Source organism: Paenibacillus sp. P3E (genome assembly GCF_001909045.1).
In the GTDB taxonomy this organism is placed as follows: domain Bacteria; phylum Bacillota; class Bacilli; order Paenibacillales; family Paenibacillaceae; genus Paenibacillus_AQ; species Paenibacillus_AQ helianthi.
Map to the genome: position 1 here is coordinate 42,427 of NZ_LVWH01000168.1, position 26,297 is coordinate 68,723.

The following is a 26,297-nucleotide window of genomic DNA, read 5'->3' on the forward strand; positions in this document are numbered from 1 at the left end:
TTTATTTTGTCTCCTTTATAGTGGATGTTGAGGTAAGGCGTCCGATCATTTCAAAGCAGGCTCTGCTGTTATGATATGGACATTTCCAGGCGCTGACCTTGGGTGCATGGGCCAGCGGCTGCAGGGCTTCGTCAATCCCCCAATACCATTCGCCATACTTGTGGTCGACGATATATTTGTCAGTGAACGCCCAGGCATTCTCGGCAGCTTCCAGGAAGCGTTGATCACCCGTCAACTGGTACGCATTATAAAAGCCCACAATGGCTTCAGCCTGCGGCCACCAGTCTCTGGACTCTTCAGACTTGTCAATGAATCCGCTCTTGTCCGCTTCATTCCAGATTCCGCCATCCTCAGCAATGCCCTCGGCAAGCACGGCGTCGGCCATGGAAATAGCTACCTTGCGCACACGCTGAAGCAGATCTTCATCTCCAAGCACTTCTGCGGCTTCAACCAGCAGCCAGCTGCCTTCGATATCGTGGCCAAAAGATATGCTCTCGGATTTGACATGCCACTCTTCGTCCAGGAATAGGTGGAAATGTTTGCCGTCAGCATCAATGATATGCTCCAGCATCGTTTCAATCAGTTCAGCCAGCTTCCTCTTCAGCTCTTCCGATTTCCATACCCGGTACAGGCCGGTGTAGCCCTCCAGCACATGCAGATGGGTATTCATAGATTTCTTCTCGTTCATATCCTTCGAGCTGAGACTCAGATTATCTGTCATTTGCCATTCACGGGACAATGCTTCAATATAACCTTTATAAATGGGATCATAGCCGTACTTCTCTACCATATGGAACAGGTCAACTGCTTGCTGCAGCGCATCAGCACGTCCCGTTGCATGGTGGAATTCAGCAAGCGCATAAATGGCAAAAGAATGGCCGTAGATTTGTTTCTTCGGCTGGGAAGGGACTCCATGCGCATCTACCATCCAGAACAAACCGCCGTGTTCTTCATCTATGAAATGCTGGTTCAGATAGTCGAAGGCACGTTCAGCCATCTTTAAGTATTCTGCTGCGCCATACAGGCGGTAAGCGCTCGCAAATGTCCACAGAATCCGCGCATTGAGCACAAGGCTTTTCTCGGCACCGGCAATGACATTCATCTGGTTGTCGATCTCGCCCACAAAGCCGCCATGTGCTTCATCCAGTGTGTGTTCCATCCAGAAGCGCAAAATATTGCCCTTCAGCTCTTCCTCCAGCTCGTTCAGCCATACCTGAGGTGAATTCTTCATTTTGTGGTTCACTCCTTAAAGTTTTGTAAGCATCTGCTTACAGCATTACTTCGTACAAAACCCGCTTCGGAAGCAAAAACTTAAGTGGTGGTCTTGGAGCTGTAATACTCCTTAATAACACCTGCCGCCGATTTCCCGTACATGCAGTAGTCATCGTTCTCTGCTGCAGCCTCCAGTGGATACAGGCGTGCCGGCCAATCCCAGAGCATAAAGCCCTGGACCCAATCCCGGCCCTCACAACTGCGGAACATGGCCTCATAAAAGCGCTTTTGTTCCTCCTCGCTCGGGTCACCCTTAAGTGACCAGTCGTTCGGGATGGCTGCACTGCCGGTGCGGCTTGGGCAGCCTGCTTCCATGAAGAAGAAGGGCTTGCCGCAGCGTTTCACCACTGCCTCAATCCGGTCAAGCTGTGCTTCCCAGTCCAGCTCGGGGTAATAGCCACTGGAGGAAATTACATCAAGGGCATCCCACCAGGTCACATTGTCCTCTTGATACTTGTCGCAATTATAAGTAAGGATTCCGCTGTACACTGTGCGGACTTCTGCAATCAAGGCCCGCCACTCCGCAGCCCGTCTGTCAGACATGACCAGCTCGCAGCCGATGCAGAACATCTCGCAACCGCTTTCTTCTGCAATCGCGGCAAAATGCAAAATAAAGGCAGTGTAAGAACTGAACCAGTCCGACCATTTGGGCTCGCAGGGAACATCCTTATCGAAGAAATTGATGTGAGCGCGCCAAGTGCCGTCTGCACAATTCACAATCGGTTTCAGGCATACCTTCAGTCCAAGCGACTGCGCCTTGCGGATTGCCCATAAGACCTCATCGTCGGTAACTGTGGGTTTATCCGCATAAGGAATTTCCGTGGATTGCGGAGTAGCCTGAACCGCACTGAAGGCGATAGCCGTCCAGTTCGCTCCAGTGACCGATTTCATAAGCTCCATTGAAGCTTCAGCTTCTTCATTTGCCCAGGTCCCGCGTGTGCCCATGAAACCCCAAGTAACGCCTCCGACATATTCATTCTGCAGTGACATCTCAGTAACCTCGCTTTGTCAGAATAGTAGGATAAGGGATCGAAACATTTAGGCGTTTTGTTATCTTGTTATTACTAATTTGTTATTTAACAATAACAAGAATATAATTTAGTTATAACCCTTTTCGGGAGTGATTTCAAGGGTAAAATGGGTAAAGTAAATTCAAGACTAGAAAAGTACAATAGAGCACATATGCTAATGAGAAAATGAAGCTTATAATTGATAATGATAGCGCAAACATTTGTGGATGCAACTAGACTGGAGGCGATTTGTGGTGATCAGGGTCATGATTGCGGACGATGAGGAAGTGATTCGCCGCGGGCTTGAGAAAATCACTTCCAGAATGGATTTGGAAGTTGAGGTTATCGGTTCCTACGGCAATGGGCTGGAGGCCTGGAATCATCTCCGGGATCTTAGCCAGAATGATATAGACCTTCTTATTACAGATATTAAGATGCCGAGAATGGATGGCTTCAAGCTGATTGAAGAGGTGAGAGGGCATCTGAAGCAACTCCCCATAGCGGTACTGAGCGGGTTCAGTGAATTCGAATATGCCCGCCGGGCTATGCGGCACGGAGTACTCGATTATTTGCTTAAGCCCATTGAGAAGGCCCAGTTGTATGATTTGCTAAAAAGTGTGGAAGAGAACAAAAAGCTTCAGCTTGCAGAGGCAGAGCCGGAAAGTGCAGTGCAACTGGCCCCGGAGGGTGGGGAGCATTATGTGGTTGAACAGACCAAAAGCATTCTGGAGAAGGAATACAGCCATAACTTTGAACTTGAACGGTTGGCGGAGACGGTGGGTATGAACGCGAGCTATATCAGCCGGTTGTTCAAATACAAGACAGGCCAGACGATTACAGATTATCTGATAGGCATTCGCATCGCCAAGGCCAAGGAACTGTTGACCGGTCAGCCGGATTTGAAGAATTACGAAATTGCTGAACGGGTCGGCTACAGTGATCCGGTATATTTTAATAAGCTGTTCAAGAAAATGTGCGGCATGACGCCGAAGGATTATAAGAGCCGCTGCAGATAGTGAGGAGTGGCCGAGATATTCATGGCAGAGAAAATCTTATATTATAAACTAGCTCCGCAGCAAAGCGGGGCTATTCTGCGTGCACCGAGTGAAGGGGGACTCCCTGCAATGGGGAGACTCCCTTTTTCTTCATATAATGGTAGATAACAAATTAGGTATATAAAAAACAAAAATAACAAATTGAAGACCAGAAAAAACAATTGAAACCATCGTTTTGGGTTTGGTAACGATTTATAATGTGTTTGTAAGCGATAACATCATCACTTTTCAAACGAAATGGAGAATGAATTAATTTTTCTGGAGTATAATCGTTAATCTGTGGTGCTTGTTGTTATTGTTTTGTTATTATTCGGTTCAAGGTTCAAAATGAAGAGAGGGGTCAAAAAACAATGAAGAAGACCAAAGCAGTTACTAGTCTGGCAGCACTGACACTGATGGCGGGTTTGTTCGCAGGTTGTTCATCGAACAACAATAACACAGACAATGCTACAGCAACCAATGCAGGCAATACTGGAACAAATACCGAGGCGACAACAGCGCCTGAAGGTGACGCAGCCAAGGATATCAAAGGGGATATCACGGTCATCACACAAAGAACGGATATTGTTGATACCGTATTCAAAGACTATGCAGCCAAATTCAATGAGAAATATCCGAATGTCAAAGTAAACTTCGAAGCGCTGTCCAGCTACGAGGATCAGATTAAAATCCGCATGAGCACAAATGATTACGGCGATGTTCTGCTGTTGCCTACAAGTGTAGCCATTAAAGATCTGCCGGACTTTTTTGAACCGCTGGGTAAAATGTCCGATCTGGAGAAGCAATATACCGGGCTGGAAGAACGCAGTGTAGATGGTATTTCTTACGGGATTCCGATCACGGTTAACTTCTCCGGTGTCATCTACAACAAACAAGTATTCAAGGATGCCGGAATTACTGAGATTCCAAGAACTTTTGACCAGTTCTCTGCTGCACTGAAGAGCATCAAGGACAAGACGGACGCGGTTCCTCTCTACACGAACTATGCTGCCGGCTGGACACTGACACAATGGGAAGCGGATCTGGCTACCGTAGCCGGAAATCGTGATTATGTGAATATCGGCCAAGTGGCATCGGATGATAACTTCGTTAAAGGCCAGCCGCACTATGACTTGTACAAAGTATTGTATGACGCTGCCAAGAATGGCCTGATTGAAGAAGACCCTACAACTACGGACTGGGAATCTTCCAAGGCTGACCTGGCTAACGGCAAAATCGGTACCATGATGCTGGGATCTTGGGCAATCGGTCAAATCAAAGGCCTGGCAACCAACCCTGACGATGTAGGCTTCATGCCTTTCCCGACCAACGCCGACAAGGTTCTGGTTCCACTGTCTGACGACTATAACCTGGGTGTAAGCATCCACAGTAAAAATAAAGAAGCTGCAAGAGCTTGGGTGGACTGGTTCATCAACGAATCCGGCTATCCTACCACTGAAGGCGGCGGCATGAGCCCGGTTAAAGGCGCTGAGCTTCCGGAAATCCTGAAACAATTTAATGGCACAGATGTAACGTTTGATACGATTGCCCCTGCAAAAGCCGGTGAAGAGGGCTGGGTTGATGCCATCGACAAAGAAGCTGAAATCGGCCTCTGGCAGCCTGACTTCAAGAAAGTGATCATCGAAGCGGCGATTGGCAACAGAAGAGATTCCTATGACGACATTATGAAAGACCTGAACGATAAATGGAAAGCTGCAAGAGCCAAAGTAACGGCAGCAAAGTAAATTTTGATTAAACGCAGGAGTGAAGACAGATTGAAGAGAACGGGGGGATGCCGGCAGCGGCGTTTTCCCCTTCACTTTTGCGGTGTGGAGAAGGATTTGGAGTGCTAAGCAGTCTTCTTAGGAGGTGTGGAGAGATTGTCCAACTTAAGTTATAAAAATCAGCGGATATTGATCATTGTTTTATTCTCATTAGTTCCGGTAGTTCTGTTGCTGACGTTCTCATATTTGCCTGTATTCAAAATGTTCCAGTACAGTTTCACAAGCTGGAATGGTCTAAGCAAAAACATGGAGTATATCGGCTTTGACAACTACAAGACCATTTTCACCAAACCGGAGTATTTCGCCGTATTCAAGGTGAGCTTGTATTATTTCTTCGCCACCTTCGTCCAAATGGGGCTGGCGCTGTATTTTGCCACGATCTTAAGCTTTAATGTCCGTATGAAGAACTGGTTCAAAGGAATTCTGTTCTTTCCGACACTCTTGAACGGTGTGGCCATCGGATTTATTTTCCTGTTTTTCTTCAAGCCGGAAGGCACCCTGAACACCATCCTTGATCTCGTCGGACTTGGAGCCTGGCAGCAGAAGTGGCTGCTTAACCCCCATCTGATCAATATCTCGCTCGCCTTTGCATCGGTATGGAGATACATGGGAATGAACTTTATCATCTTCCTTGGAGCGATATCCTCCATCGGCAGTGATATTTACGAAGCCTCTGAAATTGACGGAGCCAACCGCTGGCACCAGTTCAGACACATTATTATTCCGAGCATCAAACGGATTCTGCAGCTCAATCTGATCCTCGCGGTAAGCGGAGCGATCGGTGTATTCGAAATTCCGTATGTCATGACCGGTGGTTCCAATGGCAGCGGTACATTTGTCATCCAGACCGTCGATGTGGCCTTCAAATACAGCAAGCTGGGTCTTGCTTCGGCAATGGCCGTAGTGCTCCTGGGTATTGTTGTTCTTGTCACCATTCTGCAGCGTGTTCTGATTAAGGAGGAGAAGTAAGAACTATGCATACTTTAAAATACAACGTAGCCTCTTTCTTCAAATACCTCAGTTTGATTTTGGGAGCGCTGATGGCCCTTATTCCGATCGCTGTCGTCTTTTTCGCTTCATTAAAAACGAATGAAGAGTATGCGACAACGGGTCCGCTTACCCTGCCGGAGAACTGGCTGAATTTCGCTAACTATACCAAAGCTTTTGTGGACGGGAATATGCTCCTGGGCTTCTTGAATACTCTTATTATTGTAGTCATTTCTATTGCCGGTGCTACACTTACCGGATCGATGATGGCATACATTCTGGCACGTTTCCGGTTCAGGGGCAGCAAGCTGCTGATGGGCGCTTTTCTGCTCGCGACGCTGATTCCCGGAGTTACGACACAAGTAGCCACCTTTCAGATCATCAACTCGCTGGAATTGTTCAACACCCGCTGGGCACCGATTCTGATGTACCTGGGTACGGATATTATCGCCGTCTATATATTCATGCAGTTCCTGGACTCTATATCCGAATCGCTTGATGAATCGGCAATGCTGGATGGAGCTTCATACTGGACGATTTACTGGAGAATTATCCTTCCGCTCCTGAGTCCGGCCATTGTAACGGTAATTATTGTGAAGGGCGTAAACATCTACAACGACTTCTACACCCCTTTCCTGTATATGCCAAAAAGCAGCCTGCAGGTGGTCTCCACCGCGCTATTTAAATTTAAAGGTCCGTATGGTTCACAGTGGGAGGTTATCTGCGCCGCTATTATGATCGCCATTATCCCTACACTGATAGCCTTCATAGCTTTGCAGAAGTACATTTACAACGGTTTTGCCCAAGGGTCGGTAAAATAAAATCGGTTCTTCATTTAAATTATTCGCAGCACCGCTGCGCTCACGGAGGGAATTGTACTTATGAAAGAAGTTAAGTTGATCGCCAGTCAGAATATTCCGAATATACCTTGGCAGGACAGACCGGCAGGCAATGATAGTCCGGTATGGAGACACAGTGATAATCCGGTGATCAAACGCAACCCGGCAAAAGGCGTGGCACGTATTTTCAACAGTGCGGTTATTGCCTATGACGGCAGCTTTCTGGGGGTATTCCGTGTAGAGGATAACACTACCCGTCCTCATCTGCGCATGGGCCACAGTGCAGACGGCCTGGACTGGAAAATTGACGATGCACCGATTCAGTTTACAGATGAAGCCGGTAATCCGTACATGCCTCGTTATGCGTACGACCCGCGTCTGGTCCAAGTCGAAGATACCTATTACATCATCTGGTGTACGGATTTCTACGGTGCCGCGATCGGTGTTGCCAAAACCCAGGATTTCAAAACCTTCGTCAGTCTGGAAAATCCGTTCCTGCCGTTCAACCGCAATGGCGTGCTGTTCCCAAGAAAAATAAACGGCAACTTCGTGATGCTGTCCCGTCCGAGCGACAGCGGCCATACGCCTTTTGGCGATGTGTTCCTGAGCGAAAGCCCTGACTTTGTATACTGGGGCAAACACCGTCATGTCATGACCAAAGGCGGTCAAGGCTGGTGGCAGAGTACCAAAATCGGCGGCGGCCCTGCCCCTATCGAGACCACCGAAGGCTGGCTGATGTTCTATCACGGCGTTACCGGAACCTGCAACGGCCTCGTATACAGCATGGGTGCTGTCATCCTGGACAAGGATGAGCCATCCAAGGTCAAATACCGCTCCAAGAACTTCGTGCTGACACCGGAGGAATGGTACGAAGAAAGAGGCTTCGTGAACAACGTGCTCTTCCCTTGCGCTACCCTGAATGATGCTGAAACCGGCCGGATCGCCATCTATTATGGCGCAGCAGACACCTATGTTGGCGTTGCTTACACCACTGTTGAAGAAATCGTCAACTACGTAATCGAAACCCATGAGGAAGTCGGCGACGACGCCGGTTTGGGCAAGATCTAAAACGGTGCTGATCCAAGGCTTTCGGTAACGAAGCTAACCGTATCATGAAATACTGTGCGGTCAGCGCAGCTAGCCTGTGCGACCAGCGCAGCCAACCTTTGCAGCGAGTGGCGGCCATCTCTGTGGCCGTCACGTTGCTGCATCAACCCAAAACCCATGCTTAATGGGTTTTTCATTTTGGGATGGGGAGTGGGGAGTAACGGAGGGGAATGTTGAGTGGAGAAGCGGAGCGTTCGCCTGAAAGCTTTCCGAAGGAAAGCTCGCTTCGAAAGCATATGCAGTTCCCGGATTTCTACCGCCTGGCGGTACAAATCAGGAAATCCGGGAACAACAGCGATCGGAACCAACATTCCCCGCAGTTACGCCGTACACTCCCCATGCCTGCAACCAACGCATTTTGCCAACACAATTCAATCCAACCCTAAGGAGGATTTCTTATGTCCGAAAGATCCCTGCCCCAACTAAAAGCCTACCAAGGCTCCAGCCCGAAGCCTGCCGATTTCGACTCCTTCTGGGAACGTGCCCTGGCTGATCTCGATGCTCAGACGCTGGATTACGAACTGGTACCTGCGGAGTTCACCAGCGAGCTGGCGGAATGCTTCCATCTGTATTTTACCGGAGTAGGCGGTGCCAAAGTGCATTGCAAATACGTGAGACCGAAGAAATCGGAACAAGTGAAAGGACCAGGCGTGGTCATGTTCCACGGCTATTCTTGCGATAGTGGCGATTGGATGGAAAAGGTTACCTACGCCGCACACGGCATCAGTGTACTTGCTATGGATTGCCGCGGACAAGGCGGTTTGTCCGAGGACAACCTTACGGTCCTGGGCACAACCATACGCGGCCATATCATCCGTGGAATCGATGATCCGAGTCCGGACAAGCTGTACTACCGGAACGTGTTCCTGGATACCGTCCAAACGGCACGGATTCTAATGAATATGTCCGAAGTGGACCCGGCACGGGTTGGCGCATTCGGCCTGTCCCAAGGCGGCGGGCTTACCGTAGCCTGTGCTGCCCTTGAACCACGGATTAAGCTGGCCGTTCCGGTCTATCCGTTCCTTTCCGATTATAAACGGGCATGGGAGCTGGATATTACCACTTCCGCTTATGAAGAGATTAACTATTATTTCCGCTTTTTTGATCCGCATCATGAACGGGAAGAAGAGATTTTCAACCGGCTCGGGTACATCGACATTCAGAATCTGGCAGGCCGAATCCAGGCCAAAGTGTTGTGGGTAACCGGACTTGTGGATACGATCTGTCCACCTTCGACACAATTCGCAGCATACAATAAAATCGCAGCAACAAAAGACCTGATGGTATATCATGAATACGGTCATGAGTATCTTCCATATCTTTCTGATCGGACACTGCAGACCTTCATGACCTTGTAACGGGAAGCCGTGCAAGATTATCGTAGATCTGGCGCGGCTCGTGCAGGTGAAGCTAGCAAGGGATTCACAGTGGTGGCCGATGAAATCCGCCAGCTGTCTGAACAGTCCAAGCGCTCCATTGCCATGGTAGCTGAAATTACCAATAAAATCGTGTCGGATATGAATGAGACGGTAGCTGCACTATCGGATGAAAGAAAGACTCTCGAAGTTTAATGTATAGGCAAGGTACAAAGGCTGTGGGCTGATGCCTATATCTGAACATTTCAAGGAAAATTCGCCTCTTTCCAATTGGGAAGGGGCGTATTTTTGCATGCAGGAAGCGGAATGGAAATGTCCTTACGAAAGGAGAGATGTGGGTGGAGCCTTTTGACCGCTGCAGGTAATATATCCGCCATGTGGGCATAATAGATACCATGAAGTTCTTAGTGAGTCAACAAACATCAGGAGGAATGGCTTTGCACAAGCTTGCTCATAAACGTATCATTTGGGGTTCGCTCATCCTGTGTATTTTGTTGGGGGTGTTGATTCTAAGGCTTGCATGGGTCCAACTGCTGCTTAAGGACCGTAAAGTTCCGGGGGCGGAATACACTATGGCCCAAATGGCTGCCATTCAGAGCGAGCGGGAGATGGTGCTGGACAGCGGCCGTGGCCGTCTGTATGACCGCAGTGGGCAGCCGCTGGCGGGTGAAACCGTGTGGACTGCGGCTTTTTTTCCGCAGGAGGAGGCTGAAGCTGCGGCGGACAGCGAGGCGGGTAAGGAACAGTTGCAGCGTCTTGCCACTGTACTGGGTGTGACCTACGAGCAGCTTCAAGCAAGGCGCAAGGGGCTAAAAGAACCGCTGCTCTGGCCGTCCGGCAGTGGCAAGAATCCGCTGGAGCTGACCCCGGGACAGGCTGAAGCTGTGGAATCACTTGCCATCGGCGGTGTGCGGGCGCTTCCCTTTGCCCGCAGGTATGAAGGGGAAGAGACTGGGCGCCAGTGGCTGGGGTACATGTCAGAAGCTTCGGCAGCTCAGTTGGAGAAATCGACAACGGGTCTGAGAGTTCCAATGACGGGAACCGACGGGCTGGAGAAGACGCTTGAACCCCTGCTGCAGGGGGTGGGCCATACCGAAGTATATGCGCAGGTGGATGCGCGGGGGAACCGTCTTCCGGGTAGTCCCCTGAAGGTGAGGGCGCCGGGGAATCCGTATTATCCATTGTCTTTGTATACAACAATAGATAAGCAGCTTCAGGAAGGCATTGAGAAGCTGGTTATGAAATCCGGAATTAAGGAAGGCGCAGTTGTTGTGCTGGATACGAAAAACGGGGATATTGAGGCCATGGTGTCATTCCCATTCTATAATCCGGGGCACATCTCGCCTGAGGGTGGAGAGTGGAATAACCGGGCGCTGCAGGCGGCGGTGCCTGGCTCGATCTTCAAGATAGTTACAGCTGCTGCGGCACTGGAGGCCGGAGTAACCTCTCCCGAAGAGAGGTTTTATTGCTCAGGACATTACGGGAAATACGGACTCTCCTGCCGGAAAGGCGAAGGACACGGCTCCCTTACCCTGGCGCAAGGGTTCGCCGTGTCCTGCAATACCGTATTTGCTTCGTTGGCTGAGCGCCTGACCGGGGCGCAGCTGGAGTCCGCAGCCCTTGCTCTGGGGCTGGGCAGGGATATCAGCTGGCAAGCGGAGAATACGCTTGGCCTGCCGCTCCTCCGTCCGTTGTCCGGAGAGCAGCCCGGCAGCATCTTCACCACCCTGCTGCCGGATGACGGCGGGGCCAGGGTACAGACAGCGATCGGCCAGCGGGATGTCCGGGTTACACCGCTGCAGGCAGCTAATCTGTTAGTCACGCTGCTGCATGGTGGTGAAGTGCGGGCACCGCGTATTCTGCAACGGGTGGCATTTGCCAACGGGCAAACGCTCCAGGAGCTGCCGTCGCATCTGTCTCCGGTTCGGCAGGGCAGAATCTCCCCATCGACAGCCCGGGTGCTCCTGTCCCTAATGCGTAAGGTTGTAACGGATGGAACGGGCAAAAGCCTGCTGGGCACGAAGTGGCCCGTAGCAGGCAAGTCAGGGACAGCTCAGACATTGGTGAAGGGTGTGTCCCGCAATAACCAATGGTTCATCGGTTATGGGCCGGTCGGCCATCCCAGATATGCTGTATCCGCTCTGGTAGAGGATTTGGCTCCTGGGAGTCCGCATGCGGCCACCCGGCTGTTCGGTCAGGTGTTTGAGCTCCTGTCGGAATCCACGGGAGCCTGAGCTCCGTCCCCTTCCCCTGAAACCGCTGCTCCTCCCGGTGTCGAAGGTTCACCGGAGGCAGCAAATGGCGAGACGATGAACTCTTCCTGCGGCAGGAAGATCCAGCTTTGGAGATAGCCCTGCTGTAACAGCTCTTTGAGCAGAATGAGCAGGATCGGCGAGAGGATTAAGCCCGCAAATCCGAAGAGAGAGCTCGACAGAATCACGAACGACAGCATCAGGAACGCCGAAGATACACCGATGGAATTACCTGTGATCTTGGGCTCCAGCAGCTGCCGCACAATCAGCACTACTACAAGCAGTACAAGCAGCCCAATGGCAAGCGAAGTATTTCCGACAATGAACAGATATACAATCCAGGGAATCAGAATCGTTGACACCCCGAGCAAAGGAAGCACATCGAACACGGCACAGACCAGTGCCATGGTGATTTCATTGCCGCTCCTAAGAATAAAGAGTCCGACCAGAACAATCACGAAAGTAATGCTGATCAGAATCAGCTGAGCTTTGAGATAGGAGCCGATAGCTTTGAAGACATTGCCCTGCAAAAAGGCGAAAGCAGTCTTGAAAGTCTTCGGCATTTTGTCATGAGCGATTTTGCGCCAGTCTTTAATTTCCATACTGAGAAAGAAGGCTAAAATAATGGCAATGCCGAAATTAGCCATAAATGACGAGAAGGAGCCAAGAACTCCGATCATATATTTAAGGAAGATCACCAGCCAGCCCGAAAGAACATTGGTGGCCTCTTTGAAATAACCGTTGATTTTGTTAGTAAGATCTGGCGGGAGCGCATCGACCTTATGCTGCAAATAAGTGGTTGTCTCAGCAAACTGCTGCTGGACTATATATGTATACCGGGGCAGATCATCCTGGAACTGTAACGCTTGCATCGTAATGAGAAGTCCGGCGCCGAACAAAACGCCCAGCAGTACAATCAGGAACAGGATCACCGAAATGGCGGAGGCAAACGATTTGGCAATTCCCCGGCGGTTAAGGAAACGGGCCAGCGGCTCGATCAGAAGAAATACGAAAAAGGATAAGAATACAGGCGCTGCTAAGCGGTAAAGCATACTGAAAGCCAACATAACAAGATACACTGTCAGTACGACCAGACCGATGTCGAAGAAGGTGCGCCAATATTTTTTGTACAGAGGCAGCATAGGTATAAACGACTCCTTTTTAGATAAATTTACAAATTTAACTTGAATTCATTGTACACGATTTTAACAAAAAAGCGTCTATTTCTTTGATACCTGTGTTAAAATAGGGGGTAACGTTTTTTCGTGGGACTCTGCCTACCTAAAAACCGCGAGTCATACTTTACTCTACTTGGCCGTATCACAGAATCTGCTTGCAGACGTATAGGCGAGCCAAAGTCAACTCTGGAAAAGCGGGGAATTTATATGCAGACTTTGCTGCTCTGGTTATTTTACATTTCATCCTTCTATGCATTTATCCCTGGTATGATCAGCCGGATCTTTGGATATCGTGTCTTTCGCAAAGGGACCGGCCGTACTGAATTTGCCCTTACCTTTGATGACGGGCCAGACCCGCGGTATACCCCGGTTTTGCTTGATTTGTTGAAGCGTTACGGGGCTAAGGCTACTTTTTTTGTTGTCGGTTCCCATGCGGAGAGCAATCCGGAAATTATCAAGCGCATGCATGAGGAGGGGCATTTGATCGGGATTCATAACTACGTGCACAAGACAAACTGGCTCATGCGTCCGCCTACCGTGAAACGCCAAATCCAGCGCACCGACGATATCATTTACAGCATTACCGGTGAACGGAGCACCTATTACCGTCCACCCTGGGGAATCGTCAATTTATTTGATTTTTCCAAGCGCCGTCAGGTGCAGATCGTGCTCTGGTCAGCCATGTTCGGTGATTGGAAAGAGAAGGTTGGCGCGGACCGGCTGACGGAGAAGCTGATCAGCAAGCTGAATCCGGGCGAAGTCATGCTGCTGCATGATTGCGGTACTACGCTTGGTGCGGATCTGAAAGCGCCTGAACATATGCTGATTGCCCTGGAACGGATGCTCCAGGAGGCGGAACGGCGCGGGCTGCACAGTATTCGGATCGACGAAATGATCAAGGGGGGGCAGAGTTCTCCCATTCAGCGGATTTCTTTTGGTAAAAGACTGATTGTCGGCTTGTGGCTGGCATGGGAACACCTTTTCCAACTAATGTTCCGGCTGAAGACCCTCTCTCCGGCAGATCCGTTCCTGCATTACCGCATACGCAAATATCAGGGTGAACCCGTGCAGATGGAAGGCGGGGAGCATCTAAGTAAAGGCGACAAGGTGATTGAGCTCCATATCGACAACAGGCAGTTATTCGAGCTCGGCATGCATTCCCGTTCCTCGGCGCAGCTGGCGATCCGTATGATCCGCCGTATGGAGAAGGATATGCCGGTGCTTGCGCAGCGGATTGCTGCAGATGTGGACCTCGCTGAAGCGAAAGCGCTGTACGGTGTAAGTATGATTAACCGCGGGCCGGAGAAATTCGGGTTTATGGTGCTGGATCTGCCAAACGGCTGGTTTGCCCGGTCAACCAAGTTCTACCTGAGTATTCTGCTGAGTGTCATTCATCCTGCTGGAGGGGCAAGGCTTAAGGAACGGAGCGAGGTACTGGTTCCCAAAATGATGCTGATGCCCATCTCCCAGCTTCTGGACCAGATGAATCAACAGCGTCCGCAGAAACAAGTCAAGCCGCGTGAGCGGGTAAGGGAAGAAGAGATGACCCTGGAAGCCGAGCTTCCCGCAGCCACGGTCGTACATTAGCAACTCGTAACATAATGAAATAGCAATTATAAGCTTCAGTGGCCTTTGGGTCCTGGGGCTTTTTGATGTTTCTGCATGGGTTTCTGTCAGCCTAGCGGTTTGTTTATGGATGTCCTGCTATGCATACAATGGCGAATCACCGCAAATAGTATACACAGGGGAGGAGGCTAGTTATGCTAAAAGACTGGATTAAAAGTGTATTGAAGCCAGCGAAAGGTTCCAGCCAAGATGTGGAGAAGTCCAAACATCAGGCCTTGAATGAGCCTATAAATACATCATTAGCCAGTACCCTAAGCACTCTTAAAAAGAGACTGGGTCAAAGCCCTGACTTTACCATCCGGGACTTTTCCGGTGATCCTGATCCTGAGCATACCGGACCTCTTGCTATTTGTTATATTGAAGGGCTAATTGATCCAGGTCTGTTATCCGATCTTATTGAAAGTTTAGTTAAAGAAACTGCACACACACCCTCTAACCGGTTAGAAGAGTATCTTGCTGCTTCTTTATTAAAAAAGACGCTGCCTGCAGGAAATATTCAAATCATTGATTCGCTAAATCAGATCTATCAAGCTGTCCTTACAGGCAATGCCGTCATTGTAATAGACGGGTTACAATCTGCTCTGGCCGTTTCCATTGCCGGCGGGGTAAGAAGGGCCGTGGAGGAACCCACTTCACAAGGTGTGGTCCGGGGGCCGAAAGAGGGGTTTACAGAGGATATCTCAACCAATATTACTCTGATTAGAAGAAAACTGCGGACACCTGATCTTAAGTTTGACAGCCATATTATCGGACAATATTCACAAACCGCTGTAATTGTAACCTACATAGAAGGAATTGCCGATCTCGGTGTGGTTCAGGAGATCACTAAACGGCTTCAGACCATTGATACCGATAGTATCCTTGAAAGCGGCTATATCGAAGAATTCATTCAAGATGCGGCGCTCACTCCCTTTCCCACAATGCTAAATTCAGAACGCCCGGACACCGTTGCCGGAAGTCTTTTAGATGGACAAGTAGCTATTTTGGTGGATGGGACACCATTCGCATTAATCGCCCCGGTAACTTTTTATAACTTTTTCCAGACAGCGGAGGACTATTACCAGCGCTACGATATTTCTTCTTTTTTACGTGTGATCCGATTGATATCGTTCCTGGTATCCTTGCTGCTTCCTTCCTTATTCATTGCTTTGACAACGTTCCATCAAGAAATGATTCCTACGATCCTGTTAGTAACTCTGGCTGCACAACGGGAAGGGGTCCCATTTCCAGCACTGCTGGAAGCATTGCTGATGGAATTAACTTTTGAAGTGATTCGTGAAGCAGGCGTCCGGATGCCCCGTGCGATTGGTCCTGCTATATCCATAGTAGGAGCTCTGGTTATTGGGCAAGCGGCTGTGGAAGCAGGTCTGGTCTCGGGAGCAATGGTAATCGTTGTTTCCTTTACGGCGATATCCAACTTTGTCATTCCATATTTCAGTATGGCAACTGCTGTACGATTATTGCGCTTTATTCTCATGCTGCTGGCAGGAACTCTCGGTTTATTCGGGATCATGGCAGGGGTTGTTCCTATTTTAGCTCATCTGCTCTCTCTTAAGTCGGTTGGTATTGACTATCTATTGCCATACAGTCCATTTTACAAGTCAAATATGAAGGATCTAATTATTAGGGCACCCTGGTGGGCAATGAAAACAAGACCTAATTTAAAATCAGGAACGAATAAAAAAAGACAGGCTTCTCATCAATATCCTGTCGGTTCGAATAATATTGTCCGCAACTCAGACGAGCCTGAACCCCATGCGTAAAGGAGGAGATGTATGTGCACCGATGCCGGGTAATTGCCATTTTGCTGGTTACAGGTCTAATGCTTGCGGGGTGCGGAAACCGTATTGAAATGAACGAATTAGGCATCACAACAGCAACGGGATTTGATGGACATCAGGGGGACTGGACCATTACTTACCAGGTCATCATTCCACCGGCAATGTCTTCCGGTGCAGGCGGATCATCCGGCGGGGCCGGATCTCAAGCTGCTGTGCATACCTTCTCTGCACATGGCAAAACCATCAGAGAAGCTTTAGCGTCCAGCAGCCGGGAAAATCCGCGTAAGCTGTATTTTGCACATACTAATATTCTTATTATTGGCAAAGAAGCAGCAGAAACCGGAATTGAAGAAATTCTAGACACGTATTATCGGAATCCGGACGCGCGGGAAACCGTTAAAGTCTTAATAGCCAACGGCGTAGCCAGAGATTACTTGAATAAGCTGATTCCCCCGGAGAAGCTTCCCGGCAGAGCGTTATCCAAAATACTGGAAAAAAATAAGCAATTAAGTTCATATTATCCTTCGGTATCCGTACACGAATTAGCGCTCGGCATCAGCTCGGACAGCGCTGCCGCCGGAGTTCCACAAATATCCATTAAGGGCACTGACAGCTCAAGTTTGGAGTCAGCAAGTGTATTTCAAAAGACCTCTACCAGCAGCAACTTAGAAATTTCCGGGTTAAGCGTCTTCCACAAAGCAAAAATGGTTGGAACTCTGGACCAAAACGAGAGTTTGGGAATCTCCTGGCTGACCAATCATATCCATTTAACCACAATAAGCTATAACAGTAAGGATGCTACCGATGTGTCCGCATTCCTGGTTCGTAACGCTAAGGTTAAAGTTACTCCAGTAAAAGGAGCCCTGCATTATACATTAAAAGTTAAGGCTAAAGTGGTTGTAGGTGAGTTTTTGGAGACCACAACCCATGAAGATCTTTTAAAAACGCAAAGTATAGGCAAGCTGGAGCAGCGGGCAGAAGAGATCATCCGCTCGCAAATCCTGGAAGGCTGGAAAGCTGTACAGCACTTAAAAATCGACCTTGTAGGAATAGGCAATAAAATCCACCGTAAATCCCCTAAGGACTGGAAAAGATTAAAAAAAGATTGGCCCGGAGAAATAGCAAACATGGACATTGACATCGATGTAAAAGTGAACCTGAAACGGCCGGGTTTATTTCAAAGTTCATTTAGCCGGTTACTCGAATCCGAATAGGATTAATGATTACACCCCTAAACAGGAGATGAAATAAATGAGCCAACGCAACTCAATTCGGCTATCAGAGCTGGCTATATGTATTTCATTATTCGAGGTAGGCAGTACAACTTTATTTTTTATTGGAGGGGAAGCTAAGCAGGACGCCTGGTTAGCCATGCTGGTAGGGGCATTAGCCGGCCTATTTGTACTCCTGATGCATTTAAGTATTCATCATCAGGAACCTCTTCTAGATCTATTTTTATTGTTTCGGCGTTATATGGGGAAGTATCTCGGGACATTCATAAATCTTTTGTTTGTGGGCTATTTCTCGTATGAAGCTTCACGGAATTTACGCGATTTTGGCGAAATCACTGTAATGACATTGTTAAACCAGACATCACTGTGGATTATTATGCTGATCGTCATCCTTGTTGTATCCAATTCGATCCGTTATGGATATAGAGTAATGTTCCTGATGTGTGTCATTTTTTTTCCTATTGTGTTAGTTAGTTATGCCCTAATCAGTATTCTGATTCCTGTCACGGGCCTCTTCCACTTTGAATTTATGTTTCCAGTTTTGGAATCCGGGTGGAAGCCCGTGCTAAATGCGGCTTTACCGGAGATTGTCTCTTTTCCGTTCGGACAAACTGTATTATTTCTTGTGTTTTATCCCTATGCCCGCACAGGAAAAGGACTCAACAGAGCTGTGATTATCAGTTATGTGCTTACGGCACTCTCACTAACATTCATTAATCAATTGAACATTTTTGTTTTGGGTCCAAAGATTGCACTATACAGCACTTTGCCACTTCTGGAGACCGTTCAATTGATTGACTTGGCAGAAGTATTTGAGCGGCTGGACGCTCTATTTACCTTACTGCTTTTTCTTGGATTAGGTGTGAAGATGGGAGCTTTTTTTAATGGTGCCGTAATCGGACTCGAAAAAATAACGGGTATTTCTTATAAAAAGTGGGTGGCCCCGGTAGCCATTCTGACTTTCGGATTGGCCTTCTTATCTCCAAACTATACCCATCATATCGTTACAGGCCGAAGAATTGTCCTGAATTATGTTTTTCCAGTTTTTCAGATCCTTCTACCCTTGTTGCTGCTTATCATCATCCTTATCAGAAAGCGGACAAAGCAGGATTAACGTGAGCACTTGGGTGTACGCTCCCCGAACGAAACGTTGTTCCAATCGCTGTGCTCTCCAGATTTTTTTCATTCCCCTTAGCGGTGAAAATCCGGAGACCAAGGCGACCGCTACCGCTTTTCCACAATCATTTCGTTCTCTCCGCTGTTTAAGCGGGATATGTACCTTTCACTTGCCCACAATCTAATGAAGCAAGCCGCAAATGACCAAAAACGCAAAACAGCGATCCTCCGATAACCGGAGGATCGCTGTTTTTCTGCCTTTTTACTCTTACAAGTGAATAAGTCGCTGTCTCTGTTGTAGGAGTATCCACTTATGAGACAGCCTGGTTTTATAGTACGCTATCCTTTAGAACAATATTAAATCTTCAGCACGCCGCCCTTGCTGGCATTGGTAACCAGCTTGGAGTAGCGGGCCAGATAACCGGTTTTCACCTTCGGCTCAAAGCCTTTCCAGCCGGTGCGGCGGATAGCCAGTACTTCTTCATCAACCAGCAGCTCGATCTTGCGGTTGTTGAGGTCAAGCTCGATGATGTCGCCGTCCTCGACAAAGGCAATCGGTCCGCCTTCAGCGGCTTCCGGCGAGATATGCCCGATGCTGATTCCGCGTGAAGCGCCTGAGAAGCGGCCATCGGTGATCAGGCCTACCTTAGCGCCAAGACCCATACCGACGATCTGCGAGGTTGGAGCGAGCATTTCCGGCATGCCTGGTCCTCCCTTAGGACCTTCATAACGGATAACAACCACATGCCCTTCCTTGACCTTACCGTTGGCGATACCTTCCAGCGCCTCTTCCTGTGAATCGAAGCAGATGGCGGGACCTTTATGGTAGCCGCCAACAGAAGCATCTACAGCACCGACTTTGATGATCGAGCCTTCAGGAGCAAGGTTGCCGTAGAGGACAGACAGACCGCCTACTACGGAATAAGGATTGTCCAGCGTATGAATAACACTCGTATCCTGGATCTCATGCCCTGTGACATTTTCAGCCAGTGTTTTGCCGGTAACCGTCATGCAATCCCCAAAGATTGCCCCCGGTTTCTTGAGCAGCTCGTTCAGCACGGCGCTTACGCCGCCTGCCCGGTCCACATCCTCGATGAAGATATCGGATGCCGGAGCCAGCTTGGCCAGGTAAGGGACGCGGTTGGCAACTTCATTGATGCGTTCCAGCGGATAATCAATTTCAGCTTCCTGAGCGAGTGCCAGCGTGTGAAGCACAGTATTGGTGGAACCGCCCATCGCCATATCCAGTGCAAAGGCATTGTCGAGTGATTCCTTAGTTACGATATCGCGAGGTTTCAGATCCAGCTTGATCAGCTCCATCAGCTGAGTCGCTGATTTGCGTACGAAGGCTCTGCGTTCTTCTGCTACGGCGAGGATAGTGCCGTTACCCGGAAGGGCGAGGCCCATCGCTTCAGCCAGACAGTTCATGGAGTTCGCTGTAAACATCCCGGAACAGGAGCCGCAGGTCGGACAGCCGTATTGTTCAAGTTCAAGCAGCTCAGCATCGTTGATTTTGCCGACCTGGTGAGCGCCGACGCCTTCAAATACGGATGTGAGTGAGAGCTTTTTGCCCTTGCTGTCTACACCAGCCTTCATTGGCCCGCCACTGACAAAGATGGTCGGGATATTCACGCGCAGGGCGCCCATCATCATGCCCGGGGTGATTTTATCACAGTTGGGGATGCAGACCATGCCGTCGAACCAGTGTGCGGAAACGACAGTTTCCAGAGAATCGGCAATGATCTCGCGGCTTGGCAGGGAATAACGCATCCCGATATGCCCCATGGCGATACCGTCATCGACGCCGATTGTGTTGAATTCAAATGGAACGCCGCCGGCTTCACGGATGGCTTCCTTGACGATTTTGCCGAATTCCTGCAAATGCACGTGGCCGGGAACGATATCGATATAGGAGTTGCAGACCGCGATAAACGGCTTGCCAAAATCCTCCTCTTTTACGCCTGCTGCCCGCAGAAGACTACGGTGCGGAGCGCGGTCAAAGCCCTTTTTGATCATGTCTGAACGCATTTTCTTGTCTGCCATGATGATATTCCCCTCCTAATTAAATGTAAACCGGATATAGTGTCGCATTAACGCATTACAATCCCAAAAGCTGCGTATCTGCGGTTTATAGAAGGAACGGGGTCCAGCTTCTTGCGGAAACAGAAGGAGGGCGAAGCCGTTTCTATAAAATATCAGCGGATATAATACGAACGTTATTAGAGAGTCTATCACAAAAGACCTCATTTTTCTACCGGACAATGTGAAGTTTGTCGAGAGGAGACCCCCTTGCAGGACGTGAAAAAAAGCCCATCCCGGAGGGGAAAGGCTTATTTGGAATTATGTTACAGTGACCGGCGCAGGGCCGCACGCTGCAGGGTAATCATCCAGTCTACAGAAGGCTCGACCAGGGGATGAAGCACGCGTTTGACTGCTGGCTGGGCCAGAAGAACCGTGAAGGAGACAGCACAGAGCAGCAGGACCGAAGCTCCGGCGGCATTGCCAAGATACGTGTAAATCCCTGACACGGCAGCAAGGCGGACCACAAAACCGTGCAGCAGGAAGACATAGAGGGTGCGGCGGCCCCAGTCCGTTATCCGGCTCAGCTGGTAAGGCACCCATCCCAGAAAAGCGAGGGAAGCGGCAAGCTGCAGTGCGTACACTCCCAGCCGGTACACTCCCGCATACCATTCAGGAGCATCAAGCTGCATATAGGTCATGCTGCCGTACAGCCAGCCCAGGGGGAGTTTTGAACCGAGCATGCCTAGAATCAGGAGCAGCAGTACTGATGCGGCAGCGGAAGCGATTTTGACAGTTTTGGTATAGATCCGGGTTAGCGCCTCGAAGGAGAAATGATAGCCGATGACGAAAAACGGCAGATAGACAAAGGTACGGCTGATGCTGAACCAGACACCGTCTAGCTGCAAATAGCCGACCGCGACACCAGCAGTAACAGCGAAAATGATTTGTGCGGCTTTGCTCCATCTGCCCATGCCGAGCATCAGGAGGCGCCAGCAGGCATGACTGGCCAGGAACCATAGCAGCAGATAAGGAGCGAAGAAGGAGTGGTGAATATTGGATACGCGGAAGACGGAAACGTCCAGCGCTGAATACAGAGTCTGAAAAATAAGGTATTGTAGTCCAATCTGAAGCAGAACCTTGCGGCCAGCGGCTCCAGTGAGGCTTTTTCCGGCAAAATAGCCTGTTACGAGTACGAACAGCGGCATATGGAAGCTGAAAATCCACAAATACAGGCTGTGCATTCCGCTAAGGGTGCCAATCAGAGGCTCAATCGCATTGCCGGCAAATACGGTGACAATAAGCATGAAGCGCAAGTTGAGAAAAAAGGTTTCTCCGCGTGCTGCGAGCGAGCTTTCCCCTGCCATGAACTAACCTCCAATTTGGTTGCGTTTAGCAAATTACTTTAATTTTAAAATACAAGATTTCTGTAAAAACAATTGTGAAATACATCACAATACTACCTATAGTAAGCGCTATCATAGCGGATAATTGTGGCGATGTCTTGAAGGTTGTTTGATTTCATTGATTCCTCTATAATTTTCTGTATGCAGTAATCGGGAGTGAACACCATTGAGAAAAAAAATAACCAAGCGCCGCGTTCTTTTGGGGATTCTTATCATTCTGGTTGCGGCGGGTTTTTGGGTATGGAGATATCTGACACCTTACACACCGGGAATAAGGGCTGAGAATGCACTGATCTCCGCAGGTGGTGTCAGCGTGGAGCAAAATGATAACTGGATTTCGTTTGAGCCTTCCGTCACGTTCGGAACGGCTGTGATTTTCTATCCGGGTGCGCTGGTTAAAGCGGAGGCTTATGCTCCCCTGGCCCAAAAAATCGCCGCTGCGGGGCATCCCTTCTACATCGCCAAAATGCCGCTGAATCTCGCAGTGATCAAAAGCGATGCCGCCGAAGAGATCATCCGAGTGCATCCGAAGCTGTCATTTGTGCTGGGCGGCCATTCGCTGGGCGGGGTTATGGCTTCACGTTTTGCGGCAGAGCATGCAGACCAGTTGAAGGGCGTGTATTTTCTGGCCTCCTATCCGGATGAGAAAGGCAGTCTGAAAGATACAACTTTATCCGTTTTGTCGGTTCTGGGCACCGAGGATCAAGTGGTTGATCAGGCTAGCTACAATAAAGGACGTTCCTATCTGCCAAGCAATACCGTATATTATTCGGTCAAAGGCGGGAATCATGCCCAGTTCGGAAGCTATGGCAAGCAGAAGGGTGACGGGGAAGCAACCATCTCAGAGGATGAGCAGCAGACGCTTACCGCACGGTCAGTGCTGGATTGGCTCGGCAATCTGCGTTAACCCATATCCTGTCCACAGGAAAGGAGCCGAAGAATGGCCGTACTGCATGTAAATGAGTTAGCTGTACCCTGCAAGGGTATATTGTTCGATAAGGATGGCACTCTGCTTGATCTACTCGCTACCTGGGGAACCTGGGCTAACCTGATGCTGGAAGGACTGGAGAATCAACTCGCACTTATTGGAAAAGAAAACCGCCTGGGCTCAGGCATCGCCAAGGTGCTGGGCACGGTCCATGACGCCGCGGGGAAAGTGATCGGCTATGACCCTGCCGGACCGCTGTCCATGGCTACCGCAGAGGAGACGGGCGGCATTCTGGCCTGGCAGCTCTATTCAGCAGGAGTTCCTTGGAATGAAGCCCTGGCCCGTATAACGGCCATCGGCAAGGAAGCGATGAACGAGCTGCGCCGCCGCAAGTCGGCACAGCCGTTGCCCGATCTGCTGCCTTTTCTGCAGCAATGTGCGGCAGCTTCATTGAAGCTTGGCGTAGTCACCTCCGACGGTTCTTCTACCACCGGGGAGCAGCTGGAATGGATGGGGATTACGGGTTATTTTGACACTGTGGTTACGAGAGACCGTGTGACCCACGGCAAGCCTGCGCCTGAAATGGCGGAGACTGCCTGCCGGGAGCTGGGCCTCAGACCTGCAGAGACGGTTATTATCGGCGACAGCAATGCCGACATGCAGCTCGGCAAAGGCGCAGGCCTGCGGCTGTCCGTTGGCATATCCCCAGCCGGGAGCACCGCCCATTTACTGGATGCGGATACTGTTATCTCTGGTTTTCATCAGCTTCGCCTCACAATCTGAGCTATATATAGAAAGGATGCGTGCAGACTTATGGATTCATTGCAGACACTGGTTTCCTGGATCAAGGACAGCGGCAACATCGTTTTTTTTGGAGGCGCCGGCACATCCACGGAAAGCGGGATTCCGGACTTCCGCTCGGCGGCAGGTCTGTATAGGGAGCAGCATAATTCGCCTTATCCGCCGGAGGTGATGCTGAGCCGCAGCTTTTTCATGTCCTCACCTGACATATTTTTTGACTTCTACCGCAGTAAAATGATTCATCCCGAAGCGAAGCCGAATGGTGCGCATCTGCTGCTGGCGGAACTGGAGCGCGGCGGCAAGCTTAAGGCCGTTATCACGCAAAACATCGACGGCCTGCATCAGCTTGCCGGAAGCCGGCGCGTGCTGGAGCTGCATGGTTCCATTCACCGCAACCATTGCATGGATTGCTCGCTTCCGTATGGGCTGGATCAGGTGCTTGCAATAAAGGACATCGTTCCGAGCTGCCCGGCCTGCGGCGGGATTATCAAGCCGGATGTGGTGCTCTATGAAGAGGAGCTCGATCATGATGTCCTTATGGAATCTGTCGCGGCCATCGCGGCTGCAGACATGATTATCATCGGAGGTACTTCGCTTACTGTGCAGCCGGCTGCCAGCCTGATTACTTATTTCCGTGGCCGGCACACAGTGCTTCTGAACGGAGAGCCGACCCCGTATGATCATAAGGCAGACCTGATCTTGACGGATCGTATCGGCGAAGTGATGGGCAGAATACAGAAGTTGCTGTAGCTCTCAGCAAACGCCATACGGTCGCTGTAATACATGCTGCCTGATCCTGGGAGATTACATTGATCCCGGGAGGTTTAAAATAGGGTATAGAACGTGAACTTGAGAATGCTGGGCCTATCATTGCGGAGGAATGCCTTATTATTTAAGGCGATTCCGCAATGATCGTTATCCATTCTCAAGTTCATCTTGTATTGCGCGACATCAGCGAAACGAGAGGCAGGGATGGATAATGGTATATGTGGCTAGCGACGAACGGTATGAAGGGATGCGTTATAACCGTACAGGCAAAAGCGGCCTCAAGCTTCCGGCAATCTCACTGGGACTCTGGCATAACTTCGGGGGGATCAATGCCTATGAGAATGGCCGGGACATGATCACCCGTTCGTTCGATCTTGGAATTACCCATTTTGATCTGGCCAATAACTACGGCCCGCCTGCGGGGTCTGCGGAGGAGATGTTTGGCAGGGTGCTCGCCCGCGATCTGGCACCCTACCGTGATGAGTTGATTATTTCAACCAAGGCGGGGTATTATATGTGGCCGGGTCCTTATGGGGACTGGGGTTCACGCAAGTATATGCTGGCGAGCCTCGATCAGAGCCTGAAACGGCTGGGGCTGGATTATGTGGATATATTTTATTCGCACCGTCCTGACCCGGAGACGCCGATGGAAGAAACGATGGGGGCACTGGATACTGCTGTCCGTTCCGGCAAAGCGCTGTATGTGGGGTTGTCCAACTACACAGCGGAGCAGACCGTGGAGGCCGTACGTATTCTGAAAAACCTTGGCACACCGCTGATGATCCATCAGCCCCGTTATTCCATGCTTGACCGCTGGATCGAAGGCGGCCTCCAGGACGTGCTGGAGGAGCACGGCGTCGGCAGCATCGCCTTCACCCCGCTCGCACAAGGCCTTTTAACCAATAAATATCTGAACGGCATTCCCGATGATTCTCGGGCAGCAGGCCCGTCCGTATTTCTGAACGAAAGCCGGATTACACCCGAAGTGCTTCGCAAGATCCACGCGCTCAATCAGCTTGCCGTCTCGCGCGGCCTGTCCCTGGCGCAATTCGCACTACTCTGGACCCTACGCGGCGGGAGAGTCACTTCCGCGCTGATCGGCGCAAGCCGGGTCAGCCAGATCGAGGAGAACATTGCCGCATTATCGCATGGCGAGTTCTCACAAGAGGAGCTGGACCGGATCGAAACGATCCTGAAGACGGACAGCGAGTCCTGAGAACAGCCGCTTTTATAATCATCTGCACTCACATAGCAAAAGCCCGCTTCCTGACCGGAAACGGGCTTTTGCTGCAATCCGATGAGAGGCACTTGCTGCGGAGTGCCGTCTCAGAATAGTGCTGATGGAAGAAGATCCGTGGGGGAAGTGGAAAAAGTAGACCTGATTCGAGACATTTGGCCATTCAAGCGGCAATAGTGGGAATAAGTAGACCTAATCTGCTCCATATCAGGTAATTATCCTCATTTGGCTCAAAATAGGTGTACAAATGCAAGTAGAATAAAAAGTGGACACCCGTTAAGAGAGCATGAATAATGAACTTAACGAGGAGGTGTTCACATGGGTGAACAACGGCAACGGTACAATGAAAAGTTTAAAAGAGAAGCCGTCAAGTATATTCAGGAACAGACGAAGACGGTGGTGGAGATTGGGGAGGAGCTGGGCATCTCCCCTGGTGTGCTGCATAACTGGCTGGCGAAGTATCGGGAGTTCGGCAATGAACCTGTAAACAGTGCGGAAAAGGTTCGCGAACTGGAGCAGCGGCTGGCGGAACAAGAAAAAGAAT

The 26,297-nt window shown here is 49.9% G+C and carries 23 protein-coding genes; 17 read left to right on the top strand and 6 right to left on the bottom strand.

Features of this window, described 5'->3' with window-relative positions:
- Position 1 precedes the first annotated feature (1 nt).
- Both A3842_RS16550 and A3842_RS16555 read right to left on the bottom strand, forming a co-directional pair.
- A complete protein-coding gene (locus A3842_RS16550) occupies positions 2–1,231 on the bottom strand; it encodes an AGE family epimerase/isomerase (RefSeq protein ID WP_074102109.1) in 1,230 nt (409 codons plus the stop codon).
- 80 nt (positions 1,232–1,311) lie between these two features.
- Positions 1,312–2,262, bottom strand: a complete 951-nt coding sequence (locus A3842_RS16555) for a glycoside hydrolase family 113 (RefSeq protein WP_074102110.1) — start codon at positions 2,260–2,262, stop codon at positions 1,312–1,314.
- A 274-nt stretch (positions 2,263–2,536) separates the two neighbouring features.
- Here A3842_RS16555 and A3842_RS16560 point away from each other — a divergent pair, with 274 nt between their 5' ends.
- From A3842_RS16560 to A3842_RS16580, 5 genes are all read left to right on the top strand, one after another.
- Positions 2,537–3,298 carry a response regulator transcription factor gene (locus A3842_RS16560; protein WP_074102124.1) on the top strand — a complete coding sequence of 254 codons (762 nt, stop codon included), beginning with the start codon at positions 2,537–2,539 and terminating at the stop codon, positions 3,296–3,298.
- A gap of 389 nt (positions 3,299–3,687) precedes the next feature.
- The gene (locus A3842_RS16565; RefSeq protein ID WP_074102111.1) at positions 3,688–5,061 is read left to right on the top strand and encodes an ABC transporter substrate-binding protein; all 1,374 of its coding nucleotides are present in this window, start codon (positions 3,688–3,690) and stop codon (positions 5,059–5,061) included.
- A gap of 126 nt (positions 5,062–5,187) precedes the next feature.
- A complete protein-coding gene (locus tag A3842_RS16570) occupies positions 5,188–6,069 on the top strand; it encodes a carbohydrate ABC transporter permease (protein WP_074084708.1) in 882 nt (293 codons plus the stop codon).
- Positions 6,070–6,074: 5 nt separating this feature from the next.
- Entirely contained in the window at positions 6,075–6,908 is an 834-nt protein-coding gene (locus A3842_RS16575; protein ID WP_074084707.1) for a carbohydrate ABC transporter permease, read from the top strand.
- A gap of 60 nt (positions 6,909–6,968) precedes the next feature.
- A complete protein-coding gene (locus A3842_RS16580; protein ID WP_074084706.1) occupies positions 6,969–7,994 on the top strand; it encodes a glycoside hydrolase family 130 protein in 1,026 nt (341 codons plus the stop codon).
- On the opposite strand, the gene A3842_RS32570 is transcribed toward A3842_RS16580, so the two are convergent.
- A complete protein-coding gene (locus tag A3842_RS32570) occupies positions 7,991–8,140 on the bottom strand; it encodes a hypothetical protein (RefSeq protein ID WP_178382364.1) in 150 nt (49 codons plus the stop codon). The two genes, A3842_RS16580 and A3842_RS32570, sit on opposite strands and share 4 nt — an antisense overlap.
- 291 nt (positions 8,141–8,431) lie before the next feature.
- On the opposite strand from A3842_RS32570, the gene A3842_RS16590 reads away from it, so the two are divergent.
- The 3 genes from A3842_RS16590 to A3842_RS16600 all read left to right on the top strand — a co-directional run bounded on the left by A3842_RS16590 (position 8,432) and on the right by A3842_RS16600 (position 11,643).
- A complete protein-coding gene (locus tag A3842_RS16590; RefSeq protein WP_074102113.1) occupies positions 8,432–9,391 on the top strand; it encodes an acetylxylan esterase in 960 nt (319 codons plus the stop codon).
- 9 nt (positions 9,392–9,400) lie between these two features.
- Positions 9,401–9,604, top strand: a complete 204-nt coding sequence (locus A3842_RS16595; RefSeq protein ID WP_074102114.1) for a methyl-accepting chemotaxis protein — start codon at positions 9,401–9,403, stop codon at positions 9,602–9,604.
- Between the two features lie 242 nt (positions 9,605–9,846).
- Positions 9,847–11,643: a peptidoglycan D,D-transpeptidase FtsI family protein gene (locus tag A3842_RS16600; RefSeq protein ID WP_256701728.1), complete on the top strand. Its 1,797-nt coding sequence runs from the start codon at positions 9,847–9,849 to the stop codon at positions 11,641–11,643.
- Here A3842_RS16600 and A3842_RS16605 read toward each other — a convergent pair.
- Positions 11,604–12,803 carry an AI-2E family transporter gene (locus tag A3842_RS16605; protein ID WP_074084702.1) on the bottom strand — a complete coding sequence of 400 codons (1,200 nt, stop codon included), beginning with the start codon at positions 12,801–12,803 and terminating at the stop codon, positions 11,604–11,606. The two genes, A3842_RS16600 and A3842_RS16605, sit on opposite strands and share 40 nt — an antisense overlap.
- A gap of 243 nt (positions 12,804–13,046) precedes the next feature.
- Here A3842_RS16605 and A3842_RS16610 point away from each other — a divergent pair, with 243 nt between their 5' ends.
- The 4 genes from A3842_RS16610 to A3842_RS16625 all read left to right on the top strand — a co-directional run bounded on the left by A3842_RS16610 (position 13,047) and on the right by A3842_RS16625 (position 18,592).
- Entirely contained in the window at positions 13,047–14,426 is a 1,380-nt protein-coding gene (locus A3842_RS16610) for a polysaccharide deacetylase family protein (protein ID WP_074084701.1), read from the top strand.
- Between the two features lie 173 nt (positions 14,427–14,599).
- Positions 14,600–16,228 (top strand): spore germination protein, encoded by a 1,629-nt coding sequence (locus A3842_RS16615; protein WP_074102116.1) that lies wholly within the window; start codon positions 14,600–14,602, stop codon positions 16,226–16,228.
- Positions 16,229–16,242: 14 nt separating this feature from the next.
- Positions 16,243–17,460: a Ger(x)C family spore germination protein gene (locus tag A3842_RS16620; RefSeq protein ID WP_256701729.1), complete on the top strand. Its 1,218-nt coding sequence runs from the start codon at positions 16,243–16,245 to the stop codon at positions 17,458–17,460.
- Positions 17,461–17,497: 37 nt separating this feature from the next.
- A complete protein-coding gene (locus A3842_RS16625; RefSeq protein WP_074084698.1) occupies positions 17,498–18,592 on the top strand; it encodes a GerAB/ArcD/ProY family transporter in 1,095 nt (364 codons plus the stop codon).
- A 359-nt stretch (positions 18,593–18,951) separates the two neighbouring features.
- On the opposite strand, the gene ilvD is transcribed toward A3842_RS16625, so the two are convergent.
- Positions 18,952–20,637, bottom strand: a complete 1,686-nt coding sequence (ilvD, locus tag A3842_RS16630) for a dihydroxy-acid dehydratase (protein WP_074084697.1) — start codon at positions 20,635–20,637, stop codon at positions 18,952–18,954.
- 302 nt (positions 20,638–20,939) lie between these two features.
- Positions 20,940–21,980 carry an acyltransferase family protein gene (locus tag A3842_RS16635; RefSeq protein ID WP_074102117.1) on the bottom strand — a complete coding sequence of 347 codons (1,041 nt, stop codon included), beginning with the start codon at positions 21,978–21,980 and terminating at the stop codon, positions 20,940–20,942.
- Positions 21,981–22,185: 205 nt separating this feature from the next.
- On the opposite strand from A3842_RS16635, the gene A3842_RS16640 reads away from it, so the two are divergent.
- The 5 genes from A3842_RS16640 to A3842_RS16660 form a co-directional block, all read left to right on the top strand.
- A complete protein-coding gene (locus tag A3842_RS16640) occupies positions 22,186–22,926 on the top strand; it encodes an alpha/beta hydrolase (RefSeq protein WP_074102118.1) in 741 nt (246 codons plus the stop codon).
- 33 nt (positions 22,927–22,959) lie between these two features.
- Positions 22,960–23,730: an HAD family hydrolase gene (locus A3842_RS16645; RefSeq protein ID WP_074102119.1), complete on the top strand. Its 771-nt coding sequence runs from the start codon at positions 22,960–22,962 to the stop codon at positions 23,728–23,730.
- Positions 23,731–23,760: 30 nt separating this feature from the next.
- Positions 23,761–24,498, top strand: coding sequence for an NAD-dependent protein deacylase (locus A3842_RS16650; RefSeq protein WP_074102120.1), 738 nt, complete (start codon positions 23,761–23,763; stop codon positions 24,496–24,498).
- Between the two features lie 229 nt (positions 24,499–24,727).
- Complete coding sequence (gene mgrA, locus A3842_RS16655; RefSeq protein ID WP_074102121.1) at positions 24,728–25,732, top strand: L-glyceraldehyde 3-phosphate reductase; 1,005 nt, start codon at positions 24,728–24,730, stop codon at positions 25,730–25,732.
- A gap of 339 nt (positions 25,733–26,071) precedes the next feature.
- Positions 26,072–26,297, top strand: a 226-nt coding sequence (locus A3842_RS16660) for a transposase (RefSeq protein ID WP_074102122.1), incomplete at its 3' end; no start/stop codon positions are given.